Source organism: Pseudomonas sp. LTGT-11-2Z (genome assembly GCF_003691445.1).
Classification (GTDB): Bacteria; Pseudomonadota; Gammaproteobacteria; order Pseudomonadales; family Pseudomonadaceae; genus Aquipseudomonas; species Aquipseudomonas monteilii.
The window spans coordinates 481,017-498,895 of sequence record NZ_CP033104.1 but is presented as its reverse complement, the minus strand read 5'-3'; the positions used below and the strand labels follow the sequence as shown (position 1 = coordinate 498,895).

Sequence of the window (17,879 nt, the reverse complement as noted above, 5' to 3'; positions counted from 1 at the left end):
ACTTTGCCATGGCAAACACCCTGCAGCCCTGACACATCCTTCACAATGCCAAACAAAAAGCCCCGGCTCATACGAGCCGGGGCTTTTTCATGTCGCTACAGCGGCAATCAGCCGTTGAACACGTCATCCACGCTGGTCAGCGGGTAGTGCTTCGGATACGGCAGGGTAGCCACGCCGGATTCGATGGCGGCCTTGGCCACAGCGTCGGAAACGACGGTGATCAGGCGTGCGTCCAGCGGCTTCGGAATGATGTACTCACGGCCGAACTCCAGGCCTTCGACGCCGTAGGCTTCGCACACTTCCTTCGGCACTGGCAGCTTGGCCAGGTCCTTCAGGGCGATAGCGGCAGCGATCTTCATATCTTCGTTGATGCGCTTGGCGCGAACGTCCAGAGCACCACGGAAGATGAACGGGAAGCCCAGTACGTTGTTGACCTGGTTCGGGTAGTCGGAACGACCGGTCGCCATGATCACGTCGCTGCGGGTGGCGTGCGCCAGCTCTGGCGAGATTTCCGGGTCCGGGTTCGAGCAGGCGAACACGATCGGGTTGGCCGCCATCGACTTCAGGCCTTCCGGGCTCAGCAGGTTCGGGCCGGACAGGCCCACGAACACGTCTGCACCGTTCAGGGCATCAGCCAGGGTACGTTTGTCGGTAGCGTGGGCGAACTGCGCCTTGTACTGGTTCAGGTCGTCGCGGCCAGCGTGAATCACGCCGCTGCGGTCGATCATGTAGATGTTCTCGACCTTGGCACCCATGCTCACCAGCAGCTTCATGCAGGAGATGGCGGCTGCACCAGCACCCAGGCAGACGATCTTGGCGTCTTCCAGCTTCTTGCCGGCGATTTCCAGGGCGTTGATCATGCCGGCAGCGGTCACGATGGCGGTACCGTGCTGGTCATCGTGGAATACCGGAATGTCGCACTGTTCGATCAGGGTGCGCTCGATCTCGAAGCACTCAGGCGCCTTGATGTCTTCGAGGTTGATGCCACCGAAGGTGATCGAAATACGGCGAACGGTATCGATGAACGCTTGTGGGCTTTCCGATTCGACTTCGATGTCGAACACGTCGATACCGGCGAAACGCTTGAACAGAACACCCTTGCCTTCCATGACCGGCTTGGAAGCCAGTGGGCCGAGGTCGCCCAGACCGAGGATGGCGGTGCCATCGGAAATCACCGCAACCAGGTTGCCTTTGCCGGTGTACTTGTAAGCCAGCTCTGGATCACGGCCGATTTCACGCACGGGTTCTGCAACACCTGGGCTGTAGGCCAGGGCGAGGTCACGGGCGGTGGCAGTGGGCTTGGAGAGCTCGACGCTCAGTTTCCCCGGACGAGGTTGAGCGTGGTATTCGAGAGCGGCGGTTTTCAGGTCTGACATGGTGGGCATTCCGCTATTTACTGTTCTGACGGACCGCCGAGGATACGCAAAGAGCCGGGGAGTCACAAGACTGGTCGGTCACTTGTGTCAAGGCCTTTAGCCTACGACTTTACGCTATAACCCACGGGGGCATACGGCTCACAGTGTGTACAATCTAATAGCGAAATGTCTACATCTTTTAGCCTGAAATACGCTCCAACATGCTCGGATCGGTCAATGGCAGCACCCAGCGTCGCTGCCCGGGCTTCAAGCCGCCCTTGCGGGAACGGTCCAGCACCCAGCCACGCGCCTCGACCTGGCGTCCCTTGAGGTTATCGAAGAAGCTAGCGGGGAAGTTGCGTTGCAGACGAGCGGGAACCTGCAGCACCACGGCGTCGTCGAGGGTCAGCCAGACACCGCCACGGTTGCGTTCGATACCCTTGATGCGGCCACCAACCACAGCGAAACCCGGCTGCCTGACTTCCCCTGCCGGGACCACGGGCGAGCGGCGCCACAAGCCGCTGCCTGCCTTGCGCGCCGCTTGCTCGGCAAGTTGCTGGCAACCGCTGAGACGCACATTCGGAGCCACTGCCACGCGGTAGCCCAAACCCTCGCTGAGTAACTGTGCTTCCAGATTGTCGCCATTACGGCCGTAGATATGCGCCAGCGTGCGGCCGTATTTGTCTTTGGCCTCAACGCCTGGCACCAGCCCGATACGCCCATCACTGGCCTTGACCAGCGCCTGCAAGCGCCGCTTCGCGGCCTCGGCATAAGGCTCGCTGGTGCGCCCGTTGCGGCCAATTTCCGGGGCGTTGATGCCAATCAGGCGTACGCTGCGGCCATCGGCCAGGCGCACGGTATCGCCATCCACCACCTGGCGCACCAGCACCTGCTGTGGCTGCTGCGGTAGCGGGCAGAATGCCATGGCGGGAAAGGCCCAGATGACACCCATAAAAAAAGCGCCCACAAGGGGCGCCTTTTTTTGCAGCACTGCGAAACCCGAGGGGTTCGCCATGCGCATGATTACTTCTTGGTACCGAACATACCGAAGCGATCGGCGAACTTCTGTACGCGGCCGCCGGTGTCCAGGACTTTCTGCTTACCGGTGTAGAACGGGTGGCACAGGTTGCAAACGTCGATCGACAGGACATTGCCCAGGGTCGAACGGGTTTCGAACTTGTTGCCGCAGCTGCAGGTGACTGCAACTACTTCGTAGTTCGGGTGGATACCTTCTTTCATGGTCACTTCCTCGAGCTGCGTGCCGCCACCCAACACCAATTGTTGAATACCGCACGTAATTAGGCGGCGAATAATACCAGAGCACAGCGTCAGTGCAAGATGTCGCTTGCACCGACCGTCGTCTGCTAGGCTCGCCAGTTCTTGTAACGCCCTCCGAGACTTTTTGCGTGTCCGACGTCATCCTGCGCCTTGCCCTGCCCTCCCCATTGCGCCGCCTGTTCGACTACAAGGCGCCGGCGAGCATGGCGCGCCAGGCCTTGACCCCGGGCATGCGCATCCGCGTGCCCTTTGGCCGCCGCGAAATGATCGGTGTGCTGGTGGAGGTATGCGCACAGAGCGAAGTGCCTGCCGACAAGCTGAAACCGGCCAGCGCCCTGCTCGACCCGGTGTCCCCCATCCCGGCGTCGCTGTTCAAGCTGTGCCTGTGGACCGCCCAGTACTACCAGCATAGCCTGGGCGATACCCTGAGCTGGGCCTTGCCCACGCTGCTTCGCCAGGGCGAACCCGCCGAAATGCGCCAGGAGCGCTTCTGGCACATTGCCCCCGGCGCCCGCCTGGAAGACCCTCGCATTGCCCGCGCGCCGCGCCAGCGCGACGCCCTCAAGACCTTGGCCCAGCACCCGCATGGCGTGGCCCACACCCTGCTGGCCAAGCTCAACCTGAACAAGGACAGCCTTGACCTGCTACTGGCCAAGGAACTGGTACAGGTCGAGGTCCGTCGCCACTTGCCGGCACTGCGCCACGAACACTGGCTGGCACAACCGGAACTGCCGCTCAACGAAGAACAACGCGATGCCTTCGACGCGGTACGCGAGGGCTTTGGCGGCTTCGGCGCGTTCCTGCTGGCCGGCGTCACCGGCAGCGGCAAGACCGAGGTCTACCTGCAACTGATCCGCGAAACCCTGGAAGCCGGCAAGCAGGCGCTGGTGCTGATCCCCGAAATCAACCTCGGCCCGCAAACCCTGGCGCGCTTCGAACAACGCTTCAACGCCCGCATCGCCCTGCTGCATTCGGCGGTGAACGACCGCGAACGCCTGGACGCCTGGCTGGCGGCGCGTGACGGCGAGGCCGACATCATCATCGGCACTCGCTCGGCGCTGTTCACGCCAATGAAAAACCCCGGCCTGATCATCATCGACGAGGAGCACGACGGCTCCTATAAACAGCAGGAGGGCCTGCGCTACCACGCCCGCGACCTGGCACTGGTGCGTGCCCACCAGGAAAACATCCCGATCCTGCTCGGCTCTGCCACGCCGTCGCTGGAAACCCTGCACAACGCCCTGACCGGCCGCTACCGCCTGCTGCGCATGAACCAGCGCGCCGGCGGCGCCCGCCCGCCACGCATGCTGCGTCTGGACGTGAAAAGCCTGCCTCTGGACAGCGGTATCAGCGGCCCGTTGCAGCAGGCCATCCGCCAAACCCTGGAAGCCGGCCAGCAAGTGCTGGTGTTCCTCAACCGCCGCGGCTTCGCCCCGACCCTGCTGTGCCACGATTGCGGCTGGCTGTCCGAATGCCCGCGTTGCGACGCGCGCATGACCGTGCATCAGCGCTCCGGCGTACTGCGCTGCCACCACTGCGGCTATGACGAGCGCCTGCCGCACCAGTGCCCAACCTGCAACCACGTCGACCTGCGTCCGGTCGGTGCCGGCACCGAGCGCGCCGAAGAACGCCTGAAGGTGCTGTTCCCGGACTACCCGATCCTGCGGGTGGACCGCGACAGCACGGCGCGCAAGGACGCCATGCACAACCTGTTCAGCACCATCCAGCGGGGCCAGCCGAGCATCCTTGTCGGCACGCAGATGCTTGCCAAGGGTCACCATTTCCCACGGGTTACCCTGGTGGCCATCCTCGACGCCGATGGCGGGCTTTTCTCGGGTGATTTCCGCGCCAGCGAACGCATGGCGCAGTTGATCGTGCAGGTGGCCGGGCGTGCCGGGCGTGCCGAAGAGCCCGGCAAGGTCATCATCCAGACCCACCTGGCCGACCACCCGCTGCTGGTGCAGCTTACCGAGCAGGGCTACTTCGCCTTTGCAGAACAGGCCCTGGACGAACGCCGCGCCGCCGGTTTGCCACCTTATTCTCATTTGGCGCTGTTGCGCGCCGAAGCGCACAAGCCGGGGCAGGCCGAAGGTTTCCTTGACGAAGCCTGCGCCGCCGCCGAGCGCCTGGTGGCCGAACAGCGCCTGCCGGGTATCGAACTGCTAGGCCCAGTACCGGCGCCCATGGAGCGCCGCGCCGGGCGCTTCCGGGCGCAACTGTTGATACAGGCCAATACCCGGGCGCCTTTGCATCGACTGATCAGCGCCTGGTTGCTAGTGTTGGAGCAGATGCCGAGCGGGCGCCAGGTGCGTTGGTCACTGGATGTCGACCCGGTCGACCTGTACTGACGTCCGGGCTGCTTTGCAGCCCCAAAGGTTGGCAACCCGCTCCCAGCCACGGATAATGCCCAGTTTTTCCACCTGCGCATCCAGGCGCTCACCGCGCTTGCGGTCGAAAAGAGATCCCCATGAAAGACACCATTCGCCAGCTGATCCAGCAAGCCCTCACCCAACTCGTCACCGACGGTGTGCTGCCTGAAGGGCTGTCGCCGGCGATCCAGGTGGAAAACGCCCGGGACAAGACCCACGGCGATTTCGCCAGCAACATCGCCATGATGCTGGCCAAGCAGGCGGGCATGAAGCCGCGTGACCTGGCCGAAAAACTGATCAATGCCCTGCCGGCCAGCGCCGACATCAGCAAGGTCGAGATTGCCGGCCCTGGCTTCCTCAACTTCTTCCAGAACACCGACGCCCTGGCCAACCGCCTGGACGCTGCCCTGGCCGATGCCCACCTGGGCGTGCGCAAGGCCGGCCCGAGCGAGAAAGTCGTCATCGACATGTCGGCGCCGAACCTGGCCAAAGAGATGCACGTCGGCCACCTGCGTTCGACCATCATCGGTGACAGCGTGGCTCGCGTACTGGAATTCCTGGGTGACAACGTCATTCGCCAGAACCATGTGGGCGACTGGGGTACCCAGTTCGGCATGCTGATGGCCTACCTGCAGGAAAACCCGATCACCAGCGACGAGCTGTCGGACCTGGAAAACTTCTACCGCGCCGCCAAGAAGCGCTTTGACGAGTCGGAAGAGTTCGCCACCCGCGCCCGCGGCCTGGTGGTCAAGCTGCAAGCCGGCGACCCGGACTGCCTGGCCCTGTGGACGCGCTTCAAGGACATCTCGCTGTCGCACTGTCAGAAGACCTACGAACTGCTCAACGTCAAGCTGACCATGGCCGACGTGATGGGCGAAAGCGCCTACAACGACGACCTGGCCAACGTGGTGGCCGACCTCAAGGCCAAAGGCCTGCTGGTCGAAGACCAGGGCGCCCAGTGCGTGTTCCTCGAAGAATTCAAAAACAGCGAAGGCGAGCCACTGCCGGTCATCGTGCAGAAGGCCGACGGCGGCTACCTGTACGCCACCACCGACCTGGCCGCCGTGCGCTACCGCAGCAACGTGCTCAAGGCTGACCGCGCCCTGTACTTCGTCGACCAGCGCCAGGCCCTGCACTTCAACCAGGTGTTCGAAGTGGCACGCCGTGCAGGCTTTGTCGGCCACCCGATGCAGATGGAACACATGGGCTTCGGCACCATGAACGGCGCCGACGGCCGCCCGTTCAAGACCCGTGACGGCGGCACCGTGAAGCTGATCGACCTGCTTACCGAGGCCAAGGAACGCGCCTATGCGCTGGTCAAGGAAAAGAACCCGAGCCTGGCCGACGAAGACCTGCGCCACATCGGTGAAGTGGTAGGCATCGGCGCGGTGAAATACGCCGACCTGTCCAAGCACCGCACCAGCGACTACAGCTTCAACTTCGAGCTGATGCTCAACTTCGAAGGCAACACCGCCCCTTACCTGCTGTACGCCTACACCCGCGTGGCTGGCGTGTTCCGCAAGCTGGGCAAGGGCTTTGACGAAGTCGACGGCAACATCGTGCTGCAGGCTGCCCACGAGCAGGACCTGGCCGCACGCCTGGCGCAGTTTGGCGAAATCCTCAACAACGTCGCTGACAAGGGCACGCCGCACGTACTGTGCAGCTACCTGTACGACCTGGCCGGCCTGTTCTCCAGCTTCTACGAGAACTGCCCGATCCTCGCTGCGGACACCCCCGAGCAGCAGCAAAGCCGCCTGCGCCTGGCTGCCCTGACCGGCCGCACCCTCAAACAAGGTCTGGAACTGCTCGGCCTGGAAACCCTGGAGCGCATGTAAGTTGGCTGCCAAGAAAAAACCCGCACCCAAGCGCGGTGCCAGCCGCCAGACGGCGCCGGCCAAGCAGCCGATCCCCGGCTGGGTATGGCTGGCCGTCGGCCTGACCGTAGGCGCATTCATCGTGTTCCTGATGAAGCTCGAACCTGGTAGCGAAGACATCAAGCGCGCCAAGCCCGAGCAGCAAAAGCCTGAGAAAGTGGCCGAAGCGAGCAAGGCAGCGCAGCCCTCCCCGCAGCAGCCAGTGAAGCCGAAATACGACTTCTACACCCTGCTGCCGGAGTCCGAGGTGATCGTGCCACCAGAGGCCGTGCCGGAGAAAACACCACCGGTGCCGGCCCAGCCGGTAACCCCGGTGACGCCAGCAGAAGCGGCGAAAATCGACACCGCACGGGCCCAAGCGGCCTTGCTCGGCCAAACCCCGCCACCGGCACCACCGGTGATCAAGCCCGCAGCCACCACCCAGTACTTCCTGCAGGCCGGCTCGTTCCGCAAGCAGGCCGATGCCGACAAAGTGCGCGCGCAGATCATCCTGCTGGGCCAGTCGGTGAAGGTAGAGTCGGGTACGGTCAAGGACGAAACCTGGTACCGCGTGCTGGTGGGCCCGTTCAGCAACCGCGAGCAGCTGACCGGGGCGCAAAAGCAATTGTCCGGGGCAGGGTTCAGCAACCTGTTGCTGCAGCAGCGACAGACCCGCCAGTAACAAAAAAAGGCCTTGCCGCTTCTACGCGACAAGGCCTTTTTTTGTGGGCGCTTCCGGCCTCTTCGCAGGCTCACCCGCGAAGCCTCTCAACGCAAAGCATTCCTCTCGGAGACCTGGCTGTTCAACGTCCAGAAGTCATACAGCACTCCCACCAGGAACAGCCCGCCGGTAAAGAAGTAGATGATCGCGGTGATCCACTTGCCCTGATACAGCCGGTGCAGGCCAAACACTCCGAGGAAGGTCAGCAGGATCCAGGCGATGTTGTAGTCGATACGCCCGGACTGGAACCTCAGATCGGCTTCACGGTCCATGGACGGGATCAAAAACAGGTCGATCAACCAGCCAATGCCTAGCAGCCCGAAGGTGAAGAACCAGATCGTCCCGGTAATCGGCTTGCCGTAGTAGAAGCGATGTGAGCCGGTGAAGCCGAAAATCCACAGCAGGTAGCCGATGGTCTTGCTGTGAGTGTCGTGATAGGGCACACCCTGTTGATAACTGTTCATTCATAGCCCTCGTGGGTTATCTGAAAAATTTTCTAAAAAAAAATGTGACTTTCTTGCCGCAGGCCGACGTACGGCAGCCGGGCAATCGACCAACGGATCAAAGATTGATCAAAAAGCTGTTATAAAGTTGCGCGCCCAACACATAACTATTCATAAGAGCTTCATCTATGCCGCCTTTACTCAAGACATGGCTGACCCTCTGTCTATTATTGCCCCTGGCCGCCCACGCCACCAATCGTGAGCAACGTCTTCCCAATGGTTTCACCGGCTACACCACCAATGCCTCGGTGAGACACGCGCCAACCAAGCAGGCCACCCTGCGCGCGCGCCCGAGCAACGCTGCCAGCAGCCGTGGTGCGCCTGTTGCTGCCATGTCGCCGAAGCAGAGCAGCGATGTGCTCAGCCGTGCGGTGAATGTGCTCGGCACCCCTTACGTTTGGGGTGGCAGCAGCCCGAAAAAAGGCTTCGACTGCAGTGGCCTGGTCAAATACGCCTTCAACGATGTTGCCGACGTCGACCTACCGCGTACCTCCAATGCCATGGCCCAAGGCCACGGCGTGAAGGTGGCCAAGGGTGACCTGAAGCCTGGTGACCTGATCTTCTTCAACATCAAGAGCCGCCGGGTGAACCATGTTGCCATCTACCTGGGCAACGACCGCTTCATCCATGCGCCACGGCGTGGCAAGCGGGTGAGCATCGACACCCTGAGCAAGCCTTACTGGCAGAAGCACTATGTCGTGGCCAAGCGGGTGCTGCCGAAAGAACAGCAGCAGCTGAGCCTGGCCAAGCGCTGACCCCGGCTCTGTCAGTACTGGCCTTATCGTCGGCAAGCCAGCGATAAGGCCGGAACAGGCACTATAAATCGCTGATCAATCGCTTTTCCTTCAGCTCCCGCATTGCCCCCTCCATCGTCCGCATCCCTTCTGCAGCACCCGCCTGCATCACCGAACACAACTGCGCCATCCGCCCCTCACGCACCAGGTTACGCACCGCCGTCGTCGCCACCAGCACTTCCCGCGCTGCAACCCGCCCGCCACCTACGCGCCTGACCAGCACCTGCGCCACCACCAGGCGCAGCGACTCGGCCAGCATCGCGCGCACCAACGGCTTTTCCTCGGCAGCAAACACCTCCACCAACCGATCGATGCTGTTTACGGCCGAACGCGTATGCACCGTCGCCAGCACCAGGTGCCCAGTCTCTGCCGCGCGCAAGGCCAGACGAACGGTCTCCAGGTCGCGCAATTCGCCAATCATGATCACATCCGGGTCCTGTCGCAGGGCACTGCGCAGCCCCTGGGCAAAGCCGCCGCTGTGGCGGCCAATCTCACGCTGATTGACCAGGCTGCGTTGGCTGCTGTGGATAACTTCGACCGGGTCTTCCAGGGTAATGATGTGCAGCGCACGCTCCCGGTTCAGCTGGTCAAGCAGCGACGCCAGGGTGCTGGACTTGCCACTGCCGGTCGGCCCACCCACCAGGACCAAGCCATCATGGCATTGCGCAACAGCTTGATACACATCCCCCAGGTCCAGTTCATCCAGCGTGGCGATCCGCCCGGGGATCAGCCGAAAGGTTGCTCCAGGGCCATTCAGCTGGCGAAACAGGTTCAGCCGAAAACGGCCGAGCGTGGGCAATGCCAGCGCCAAGTCCAGTTCATCGCCCTCGGCCCATTGCCGCCTTTGCTGCTCTGTCATCAAGAGCGCCATACCCTCGGCCAGGTCTGCCGCCACCAGCGGCGGCAAGTACATGCGCTGCAATTCACCGTCCAGGCGCAGCATCGGTATCTGGCCCGCCGCCAGGTGCAGGTCCGAAGCCCCCGCCTCCACGGCTCGGGCCAACAGGTCGGTCACATCCATGAGACTCCCCAAAGGCCTTCAAGTAGGTAGAATGCCGCAAACCCTACAGCTGCCGGCATCCATCCATGTCCACCCTAGCAGACAACCTTTCCGCGATTTCCGCCCGTATCGCCAGTGCTGCCCAGGCAGCCGGGCGTGATCCGGCCAGCGTCCAGCTGCTGGCTGTGAGCAAGACCAAGCCCGCCAGCGCTATCCGCGAGGTCCACGCTGCCGGCGTGCGTGACTTCGGGGAAAACTACCTACAGGAAGCGCTGACAAAGCAGCAGGCGCTCAGCGACTTGCCCTTGATCTGGCACTTCATCGGCCCCATTCAGTCGAACAAGACCAAAGCCATTGCCGAGCATTTCGACTGGGTGCATTCCGTGGACCGCCTGAAAATCGCCCAACGCCTGTCCGAGCAGCGCCCTGCCGGGCTGGCGCCACTGAACATCTGCCTGCAGGTGAACGTCAGTGGCGAAGACAGCAAGTCCGGCTGCGCCCCCGCCGACCTGCCGGCCCTGGCCAAGGCCGTGGCCGCATTGCCCAACCTGCGCCTGCGCGGGCTGATGGCAATCCCCGAACCCACCGATGATCGCGCTGCCCAGGAGGCTGCTTTCGCCAGCCTGCGCGCGTTGCAGGAAGGGCTGGACCTTGGCCTGGACACCCTGTCCATGGGCATGAGCCACGACCTGGAAGCGGCGATTGCTCAGGGTGCGACCTGGGTGCGTATCGGTACCGCCCTGTTCGGGGCACGCGACTACGGCAACACCTGATTCCATGCTTCACTCACTCTTTTCCACAAGGACCTGACATGAGCAAGACTCGCATTGCCTTTATCGGCGCCGGCAACATGGCCGCCAGCCTGATCGGTGGTCTGCGTGCCCAGGGCCTGGACGCCTCGCAGATCCGCGCCAGCGACCCGGGCGCCGAGACCCGCAGCCGCATCCAGGCGGAGCACGGCATCGAAACCTTCGAGCACAACGCCCAGGCCATCGACGGCGCCGATGTCATCGTGCTGGCAGTCAAGCCGCAGGTCATGAAAGCCGTGTGCCAGGCCCTGCAACCCAACCTGCAGGATGGCCAGCTGATCGTTTCCATCGCCGCCGGCATCACCTGCGCCAGCCTGCAAAGCTGGGTGGGCGCTCGCCCGGTCGTGCGTTGCATGCCCAACACCCCGGCGCTGCTGCGTCAGGGCGTGAGCGGCCTGTACGCCACCGCCGAAGTGTCCGGCGAACAGCGCCAGCAGGCCGAGCAACTGCTGTCGGCCGTGGGCACTGCCCTGTGGCTGGAGCAGGAGCAGCAACTGGACGCTGTGACCGCCGTGTCCGGCAGTGGCCCGGCGTACTTCTTCCTGCTGATCGAGGCCATGACAGCGGCAGGCGAAAAACTCGGCCTGCCACGCGAAACCGCCTCGCAGCTGACCTTGCAGACGGCCTTGGGCGCGGCGCGCATGGCGGTTGCCAGCGATGTCGATGCCGCCGAACTGCGCCGCCGCGTCACCTCGCCCGCCGGCACCACGGAAGCGGCGATCAAGTCGTTCCAGGCCAGCGGCTTCGAAGCCATCGTCGAGCAGGCACTGCAGGCTGCGGCCACGCGCTCTGCCGAGCTGGCCGAACAACTGGGCAAATAAGGAGCTTTAGATGAATGCACTGTCCGGTGCCGCGATCTTCGTGGTGCAAACCTTGGTCAGCCTGTACCTGGTGATCGTACTGCTGCGCTTCGTGCTGCAGCTGGTCAAAGCCAACTTCTACAACCCGCTTTGCCAGTTCGCGGTGCGCGCCACCCAGCCGCTGCTCAAGCCGATCCGCCGGGTCATCCCCAGTGTGGGCGGGCTCGACACCTCGTCGCTGCTGCTGGCAATCGTTATCCAGGCCCTGCTGATGGGCTTCGTGCTGATGGTCACCTACGGCACGTTCGGCGACATCCTGCACCTGCTGATGTGGGCGATCATTGGTATCACCTCGCTGTTCCTGAAGATTTTCTGGGTGGCGATGATCGTGATGGTGATCGTTTCGTGGGTCGCGCCCAACAGCCATAACCCGGCCGCCGAGCTGGCCTACCAGATCAGCGAGCCAGTGCTGGCACCGTTCCGCCGTATCGTGCCTAACCTGGGCGGCATGGATATCTCGCCGATCTTCGCCTTCCTGGCGATCCAGGTGATCCAGTCGTTCGTCATGCCCCCGCTGGCCGCCTACGCCGGCATGCCACAGGAACTGTTCCGCATGATCTGACCCTGGTTACCCCCAGCGGCAAGCCTTTGCTTGCCGCTGGGGGTAGCGCTCTTTAGACTTACGCCTCCGTCAAGCGTGAGCAGGGTCGATGTCCACTGTCTTTCCCGAAGATTCCGTCGGTCTGGTAGTACCGCAAACCGCCCGGTTCGATGAACCGCTGGCCCTGGCCTGTGGCCGTTCCCTGGCCAGTTACGAGCTGGTCTACGAGACCTATGGCACCCTGAACGCCAGCGCGAGCAACGCCGTGCTGATCTGCCATGCCCTTTCCGGCCACCACCATGCCGCTGGCTACCATGGCGACACCGACCGCAAGCCGGGTTGGTGGGACAGCTGCATCGGCCCTGGCAAGCCCATCGACACCAACCGCTTCTTCGTGGTCAGCCTGAACAACCTCGGCGGCTGCAACGGCAGCACCGGCCCCAGCAGCATCAACCCGGCCACCGGCAAGCCTTATGGCGCCGATTTCCCGGTGCTGACTGTCGAAGACTGGGTACACAGCCAGGCACGCCTGGCAGACCGCCTGGGCATTGCGCAATGGGCGGCAATCGTCGGCGGCAGCCTGGGTGGCATGCAGGCACTGCAATGGACCATGACCTACCCCGAGCGTGTGCGCCATTGTGTCGACATCGCCTCGGCGCCCAAGCTGTCAGCACAGAACATTGCCTTCAACGAAGTGGCACGCCAGGCCATCCTTACCGACCCCGAATTCCACGGCGGCTCGTTCCAGGACCAGGGCGTGATCCCCAAGCGCGGTCTGATGCTGGCGCGCATGGTCGGCCACATCACCTACCTGTCGGACGACTCGATGGGTGAAAAATTCGGCCGTGAGCTCAAGAGCGACAAGCTCAACTACGACTTCCACAGTGTCGAGTTCCAGGTCGAAAGCTACCTGCGCTACCAGGGCGAAGAGTTTTCTGGCCGTTTCGACGCCAATACCTATCTGCTGATGACCAAGGCGCTGGACTATTTCGACCCGGCCGCCGCCCAGGGCGGTGACCTGGCTGCCACTCTGGCCCACGTCAAGGCGGACTACTGCATCATGTCGTTCACGACCGACTGGCGCTTCTCGCCGGCCCGTTCGCGCGAAATCGTCGACGCCCTGATGGCGGCCCGCAAGAACGTGTGTTACCTGGAGATCGACTCGCCTTACGGGCACGATGCCTTCCTGATCCCCACACCTCGCTACATGCAGGGTTTCTCGAACTACATGAACCGCATTGCCATCTGAGGACAGCATGAGAGCCGATCTGGAAATCATCCACGACTGGATCCCCGCCGGCAGCCGGGTACTTGACCTGGGCTGCGGCAGCGGCGAACTGCTGGCCTCGCTGCGTGACCGCAAGCAAGTCACCGGCTATGGCCTGGAGATCGACGCCGACAACATTGCCGCATGCGTGGCCAAGGGCGTCAACGTCATCGAGCAGGACCTGGACAAAGGCCTGGGCAACTTCGCCAGCAACAGTTTCGACGTAGTGATCATGACCCAGGCCCTGCAGGCCGTGGAATACCCCGACCGCATCCTCGACGAGATGCTGCGCGTGGGCCGCCAGTGCATCATCACCTTCCCGAACTTCGGCCACTGGCGCTGCCGCTGGTACCTGGCCACCAAGGGACGCATGCCGGTATCGGACTTCATGCCGTATACCTGGTACAACACGCCGAACATCCACTTCTGCACCTTCGCCGACTTCGAAGAGCTGGTGCACGAGCGCAGGGCCAAGGTGCTCGACCGCCTGGCCGTCGACCATTTGCACCGTAACGGGTGGGGTGGCCGGCTTTGGCCTAATCTTCTAGGTGAGATCGGCATCTATCGCGTCAGCAGCCCGGGCCTGCAAGAGCACCAGCTCGCGGTCTGACGCCCACCGGAGGAATCGCCCCATGCGTCGCCTAGCCCTGTTCCTGATCAGCCTGTGCCTGGCCTTGCCGGTACTGGCTGCCGATGCCGCCCGGCCCGAGCGCAAGGAAGTGTTTGGCGACGTGACGGTGCACTACAGCGCGTTCACGTCGAGCATGCTCACGCCCGAGGTGGCCGCAGCCACCGGCCTGGTGCGCAGCAAGAACCAGGGCGTGCTCAACATTGCCGTACTCAAGGCCAACAAACCTGCCACAGCGGTAGTCAGCGGCACGGTCAAGGACCTGACCGGGCGTAGCAGCCCGCTGTCGTTCAAACAGATTACCGAACAGGGCGCGGTGTACTACATCGCCCAGTTCAAGATCGAACAGCCAGAAACCGTTACCTTCGACCTGACTATCGAAACCGGCGGTATCAGCAATTCCCTTAGCTTCAACCAGGAAGTGTTCCCAGGCGAATGATGAATTTCCAGCAACTCGTATTGGCCAGCCACAACGCCGGCAAACTCAAGGAACTGCAGGCCATGCTCGGCCAGTCCGTGCAACTGCGTTCGATTGGCGAATTCAGCCAAGTAGAGCCAGATGAAACCGGCCTGTCGTTCGTTGAAAACGCCATTCTCAAGGCGCGTAACGCCGCACGTATCTCCGGCCTGCCGGCCTTGGCTGACGATTCCGGCCTAGCGGTGGACTTCCTTGGTGGTGCGCCGGGCATCTACTCGGCGCGCTACGCCGATGGCAAGGGTGACGCGGCCAACAATGCCAAGCTGCTCGAAGCCTTGAAGGACGTGCCCGAAGCCGAGCGCGGTGCGCAGTTCGTCTGCGTACTGGCTTTGGTGCGGCACGCCGACGACCCGCTGCCGATCCTGTGCGAAGGCCTGTGGCACGGCAGCATCCTGTTCGAGGCCAGCGGCGAGCATGGCTTTGGCTACGACCCGCTGTTCTGGGTGCCGGAGCGCAACTGCTCTAGTGCCGACCTGGCCCCGGTGGACAAGAACCAGCTCAGCCACCGCGCCCGTGCCATGGCCCTGCTGCGCCAACGTCTGGGCCTGGCATGATCGCAACGTTGTCCCCCCCCGGCGCAGCGGGTTTCACCAGCCTGCCGCCACTGGCGCTGTACATCCACATTCCGTGGTGCGTACGCAAGTGCCCTTACTGTGATTTCAATTCCCACGCTGCCGGGCCTGAACTGCCGGAAGACGCCTACGTCACAGCACTACTGGACGACCTCGATCAGGAGCTGGCCGCCGTACAGGGCCGCCCGATCAGTTCGATCTTCTTCGGTGGCGGTACGCCCAGCCTGTTCAGCGCCAACGCCCTGGGCCGGCTGCTGCGCGGCGTGGAACAACGCATCCCGTTCGCACCAGACATCGAAATCACCCTGGAAGCTAACCCGGGCACCTTCGAGCAGGACAAGTTCAAGGCCTACCGGCAAACTGGCATCAACCGCCTGTCCATCGGTGTGCAAAGTTTCCAGCCCGCCAAGTTGGAGGCGCTGGGGCGCATCCACAATGGCGATGAAGCGGTCCGTGCTGCCGGCATGGCGCGTGCGGCCGGCTTCGACAACTTCAACATGGACCTGATGCACGGCCTGCCCGACCAATCGCTGGATGATGCGCTGGGCGACCTGCGCCAGGCCATCGACCTGGGGCCGACGCACCTGTCGTGGTACCAGCTGACCGTGGAGCCAAACACGGTGTTCTGGAACCAGCCGCCTGAGTTGCCCGAGGACGACATCCTCTGGGATATTCAGGAAGCCGGCCAGGCACTGATGGCCGAGCACGGTTTCCGCCAGTACGAGGTATCGGCCTACGCCCAGGCGGGCCGCGCTGCCCGGCACAACCTGAACTACTGGCGCTTCGGCGACTTCATCGGCATCGGCGCCGGCGCCCACGGCAAGCTGACTTTCGCCGACGGGCGCATCCTGCGTACCTGGAAGACCCGCCTGCCCAAGGATTACCTGAACCTGGCCAAGCCATTCAAGGCCGGAGAGAAGCTGCTGCCGGTCGACGAGCTGCCGTTCGAGTTCCTGATGAACGCCCTGCGCCTGACCGACGGAGTGGAAGCCGAGCTGTTCACCCTGCGCACCGGTTTGCCACTGGAGCAACTGCGCGAGGCACGCCGCGCCGCCGAACAAAAGGGCCTTTTGCAGGTCGAACCGGATCGACTGGTGGCCACGCCGAGGGGCCAATTGTTCCTCAATGACCTGCTGCAGTATTTCTTGACCTAAGGATGACCCATGGATCTGGTACTTGATCTGCTCGCGACGGTTTCCCGCTGGAGCCGCGGTAACCTGTCGGAGATTTCACTGGCCTTGGTAGGCTGCCTGCTGGTGCTGTTTGGTAGCGATGTCAAAGCCTGGGCCGAGCAGCGGCTAGGTGGCTTGGCAGGCGCCCTGCGCGTGCCGTTCATGGCGCTGATGGTGATGATCGGCAGCGGTGCGGCGCTGATCTATGCCACGCCGTGGGTGGTGAAGGGGTTGAGCCAGTTCAACAACTACGCGCTCGCGCCGGTGCTGTTGGTAGTGCTGGTGTTGATTGGTGTGGTGGCGGATCGCCGCGGGTAAGCATTGCTAAAAGCTGCCCCGGGATACCAGGGCAGCCCTACCTCCTGACTAGCCCTTAACGGGCATCATCGAAGTGGTCGCGCATGAAATCCCGAACGGTCTTGATCACTATCAAGATCCGGACAAGCTTCCAGACGCGGCTCAGCGCATCAAGCAAACGCTTCATATGCCTTGGCCTCCATGTTGGCGGGCCAATCTTCCAGCATCTAACCGGCACTTCGATGCCTTCGAAAACCACGTGAATGTTTTCGGTGAAGTGGCCAGGTTAATGGCCCTTCGAAGTCAGTTGCCGGCACGGTTCTCAGGCCATGTCGAAGGGGCCGGAAAGCAGAATTCTTCTCTTACCCGGCCCATCACCGAACACATCCACACAGGAGCAGAGCAATGATACTTGGGATCTTCGCACAAGACAGTTAACCGCGCCGACACACGTGATGCCGGATATTTCGGAGCATTGACGCACGGTATCACCCTGCTTATGATCCTCTTACCACGTGAATGTTTTCAGTGAAGTCCCAGACCAAAGGATACTCAGTCCTGTCGCTCACAAAAAAAACCGCCTTTCTCAAGGCGGTTTTTTTGTCTGCATTTCTGCAAGCACCAACACATCGAAAGGCCAGATCAGCCGATCAATCCACCCTCTCGAACTTCAAGTCCCACACCCCATGTCCCAGCCGCTCGCCGCGGCGTTCGAACTTGGTGATCGGGCGCTCTTCCGGGCGTGGCACGTAGGTGCCGTCGGCCGCACGGTTGCGATAGCCAGGCGCAGCACTCATCACTTCCAGCATATACTCGGCATACGGCTCCCAGTCGGTCGCCATGTGGAACACGCCACCGGGCTTGAGCTTGCGACGTACCAGCTCGGCAAACTCCAGCTGCACGATGCGGCGCTTGTGGTGACGGGCCTTGTGCCACGGGTCGGGGAAGAACAGCATCAAGCGGTCGAGGCTGTTGTCCGCCACGCAGCGGTTCAGCACTTCGATGGCATCGCAGTCATACACCCGCAGGTTCTTCAGGCCCTGGGTCAGCACGCCGTTGAGCAGCGCGCCCACACCGGGGCGGTGCACTTCCACGCCGATAAAGTCCTGCTCAGGCGCGGCAGCAGCCATTTCCAGCAGGGAATGGCCCATGCCGAAGCCGATCTCCAGGGTGCGCGGCGCCGAGCGGCCAAACACCTGGTCGTAGTCCACCGGGCTGTCGGCCAGCGGCAGGATGTACAGTGGGCCGCCCTGGTCCAGGCCGCGTTGCTGGCCTTCGGTCATGCGCCCGGCGCGCATCACGAAGCTCTTGATGCGGCGGTGTGGGCGGGCGTCGCCGTCGGGGGTGATCGGCGTATCGTGCGATTCAGTCATCAGGAGCTC

The 17,879-nt window shown here is 62.8% G+C and carries 19 protein-coding genes; 13 read left to right on the top strand and 6 right to left on the bottom strand.

The annotated features are described in order from the left end of the window. Window positions 1–107: 107 nt before the first annotated feature. The 3 genes from D8767_RS02365 to rpmE all read right to left on the bottom strand — a co-directional run bounded on the left by D8767_RS02365 (window position 108) and on the right by rpmE (window position 2,594). Entirely contained in the window at window positions 108–1,376 is a 1,269-nt protein-coding gene (locus D8767_RS02365) for a malic enzyme-like NAD(P)-binding protein (protein ID WP_060709875.1), read from the bottom strand. A 178-nt stretch (window positions 1,377–1,554) separates the two neighbouring features. Beyond that, the gene (locus D8767_RS02360; protein WP_016712501.1) at window positions 1,555–2,376 is read right to left on the bottom strand and encodes a thermonuclease family protein; all 822 of its coding nucleotides are present in this window, start codon (window positions 2,374–2,376) and stop codon (window positions 1,555–1,557) included. A gap of 2 nt (window positions 2,377–2,378) precedes the next feature. Further along, entirely contained in the window at window positions 2,379–2,594 is a 216-nt protein-coding gene (gene rpmE, locus D8767_RS02355; protein ID WP_012274639.1) for a 50S ribosomal protein L31, read from the bottom strand. A 167-nt stretch (window positions 2,595–2,761) separates the two neighbouring features. On the opposite strand from rpmE, the gene D8767_RS02350 reads away from it, so the two are divergent. The 3 genes from D8767_RS02350 (at window position 2,762) to D8767_RS02340 (ending at window position 7,537) form a co-directional block, all read left to right on the top strand. Next, window positions 2,762–4,981, top strand: a complete 2,220-nt coding sequence (locus D8767_RS02350) for a primosomal protein N' (RefSeq protein WP_016712502.1) — start codon at window positions 2,762–2,764, stop codon at window positions 4,979–4,981. A 119-nt stretch (window positions 4,982–5,100) separates the two neighbouring features. Next, window positions 5,101–6,837: an arginine--tRNA ligase gene (gene argS / locus D8767_RS02345; RefSeq protein WP_016712503.1), complete on the top strand. Its 1,737-nt coding sequence runs from the start codon at window positions 5,101–5,103 to the stop codon at window positions 6,835–6,837. Between the two features lies 1 nt (window position 6,838). Then, the gene (locus tag D8767_RS02340) at window positions 6,839–7,537 is read left to right on the top strand and encodes an SPOR domain-containing protein (protein ID WP_016712504.1); all 699 of its coding nucleotides are present in this window, start codon (window positions 6,839–6,841) and stop codon (window positions 7,535–7,537) included. An 86-nt stretch (window positions 7,538–7,623) separates the two neighbouring features. On the opposite strand, the gene D8767_RS02335 is transcribed toward D8767_RS02340, so the two are convergent. Beyond that, window positions 7,624–8,040, bottom strand: a complete 417-nt coding sequence (locus D8767_RS02335; protein ID WP_016712505.1) for an NINE protein — start codon at window positions 8,038–8,040, stop codon at window positions 7,624–7,626. A 167-nt stretch (window positions 8,041–8,207) separates the two neighbouring features. Here D8767_RS02335 and D8767_RS02330 point away from each other — a divergent pair, with 167 nt between their 5' ends. Next, on the top strand, window positions 8,208–8,834 hold the full coding sequence (locus D8767_RS02330; protein ID WP_016712506.1) for a C40 family peptidase: 627 nt from the start codon (window positions 8,208–8,210) through the stop codon (window positions 8,832–8,834). Between the two features lie 61 nt (window positions 8,835–8,895). Here the strand turns inward: D8767_RS02330 and D8767_RS02325 are convergent, their stop codons facing one another. Next, window positions 8,896–9,894, bottom strand: coding sequence for a type IV pilus twitching motility protein PilT (locus D8767_RS02325; protein ID WP_016712507.1), 999 nt, complete (start codon window positions 9,892–9,894; stop codon window positions 8,896–8,898). A gap of 65 nt (window positions 9,895–9,959) precedes the next feature. On the opposite strand from D8767_RS02325, the gene D8767_RS02320 reads away from it, so the two are divergent. The 9 genes from D8767_RS02320 (at window position 9,960) to D8767_RS02280 (ending at window position 16,518) form a co-directional block, all read left to right on the top strand. Continuing rightward, a complete protein-coding gene (locus tag D8767_RS02320) occupies window positions 9,960–10,646 on the top strand; it encodes a YggS family pyridoxal phosphate-dependent enzyme (RefSeq protein WP_016712508.1) in 687 nt (228 codons plus the stop codon). A gap of 38 nt (window positions 10,647–10,684) precedes the next feature. Further along, window positions 10,685–11,503 carry a pyrroline-5-carboxylate reductase gene (proC, locus tag D8767_RS02315; RefSeq protein WP_025752259.1) on the top strand — a complete coding sequence of 273 codons (819 nt, stop codon included), beginning with the start codon at window positions 10,685–10,687 and terminating at the stop codon, window positions 11,501–11,503. A gap of 10 nt (window positions 11,504–11,513) precedes the next feature. Then, window positions 11,514–12,104, top strand: a complete 591-nt coding sequence (locus D8767_RS02310; protein ID WP_016712510.1) for a YggT family protein — start codon at window positions 11,514–11,516, stop codon at window positions 12,102–12,104. A gap of 88 nt (window positions 12,105–12,192) precedes the next feature. Continuing rightward, window positions 12,193–13,332, top strand: a complete 1,140-nt coding sequence (locus tag D8767_RS02305) for a homoserine O-acetyltransferase (protein ID WP_016712511.1) — start codon at window positions 12,193–12,195, stop codon at window positions 13,330–13,332. Between the two features lie 7 nt (window positions 13,333–13,339). After that, window positions 13,340–13,960, top strand: coding sequence for a methionine biosynthesis protein MetW (gene metW, locus D8767_RS02300; protein WP_003249106.1), 621 nt, complete (start codon window positions 13,340–13,342; stop codon window positions 13,958–13,960). A gap of 22 nt (window positions 13,961–13,982) precedes the next feature. Further along, entirely contained in the window at window positions 13,983–14,417 is a 435-nt protein-coding gene (locus D8767_RS02295; RefSeq protein ID WP_016712512.1) for a DUF4426 domain-containing protein, read from the top strand. Next, window positions 14,414–15,010: an RdgB/HAM1 family non-canonical purine NTP pyrophosphatase gene (rdgB, locus tag D8767_RS02290; protein WP_016712513.1), complete on the top strand. Its 597-nt coding sequence runs from the start codon at window positions 14,414–14,416 to the stop codon at window positions 15,008–15,010. The genes D8767_RS02295 and rdgB overlap by 4 nt, the downstream gene beginning before the upstream one ends. Next, complete coding sequence (gene hemW, locus D8767_RS02285) at window positions 15,007–16,182, top strand: radical SAM family heme chaperone HemW (RefSeq protein ID WP_016712514.1); 1,176 nt, start codon at window positions 15,007–15,009, stop codon at window positions 16,180–16,182. Before rdgB ends, hemW begins: the two co-directional genes overlap by 4 nt. A 9-nt stretch (window positions 16,183–16,191) precedes the next feature. Continuing rightward, window positions 16,192–16,518, top strand: a complete 327-nt coding sequence (locus D8767_RS02280) for a DUF3392 domain-containing protein (protein WP_016712515.1) — start codon at window positions 16,192–16,194, stop codon at window positions 16,516–16,518. 629 nt (window positions 16,519–17,147) lie between these two features. On the opposite strand, the gene trmB is transcribed toward D8767_RS02280, so the two are convergent. Next, entirely contained in the window at window positions 17,148–17,870 is a 723-nt protein-coding gene (gene trmB / locus D8767_RS02275) for a tRNA (guanosine(46)-N7)-methyltransferase TrmB (protein ID WP_016712517.1), read from the bottom strand. Window positions 17,871–17,879: the final 9 nt, after the last annotated feature.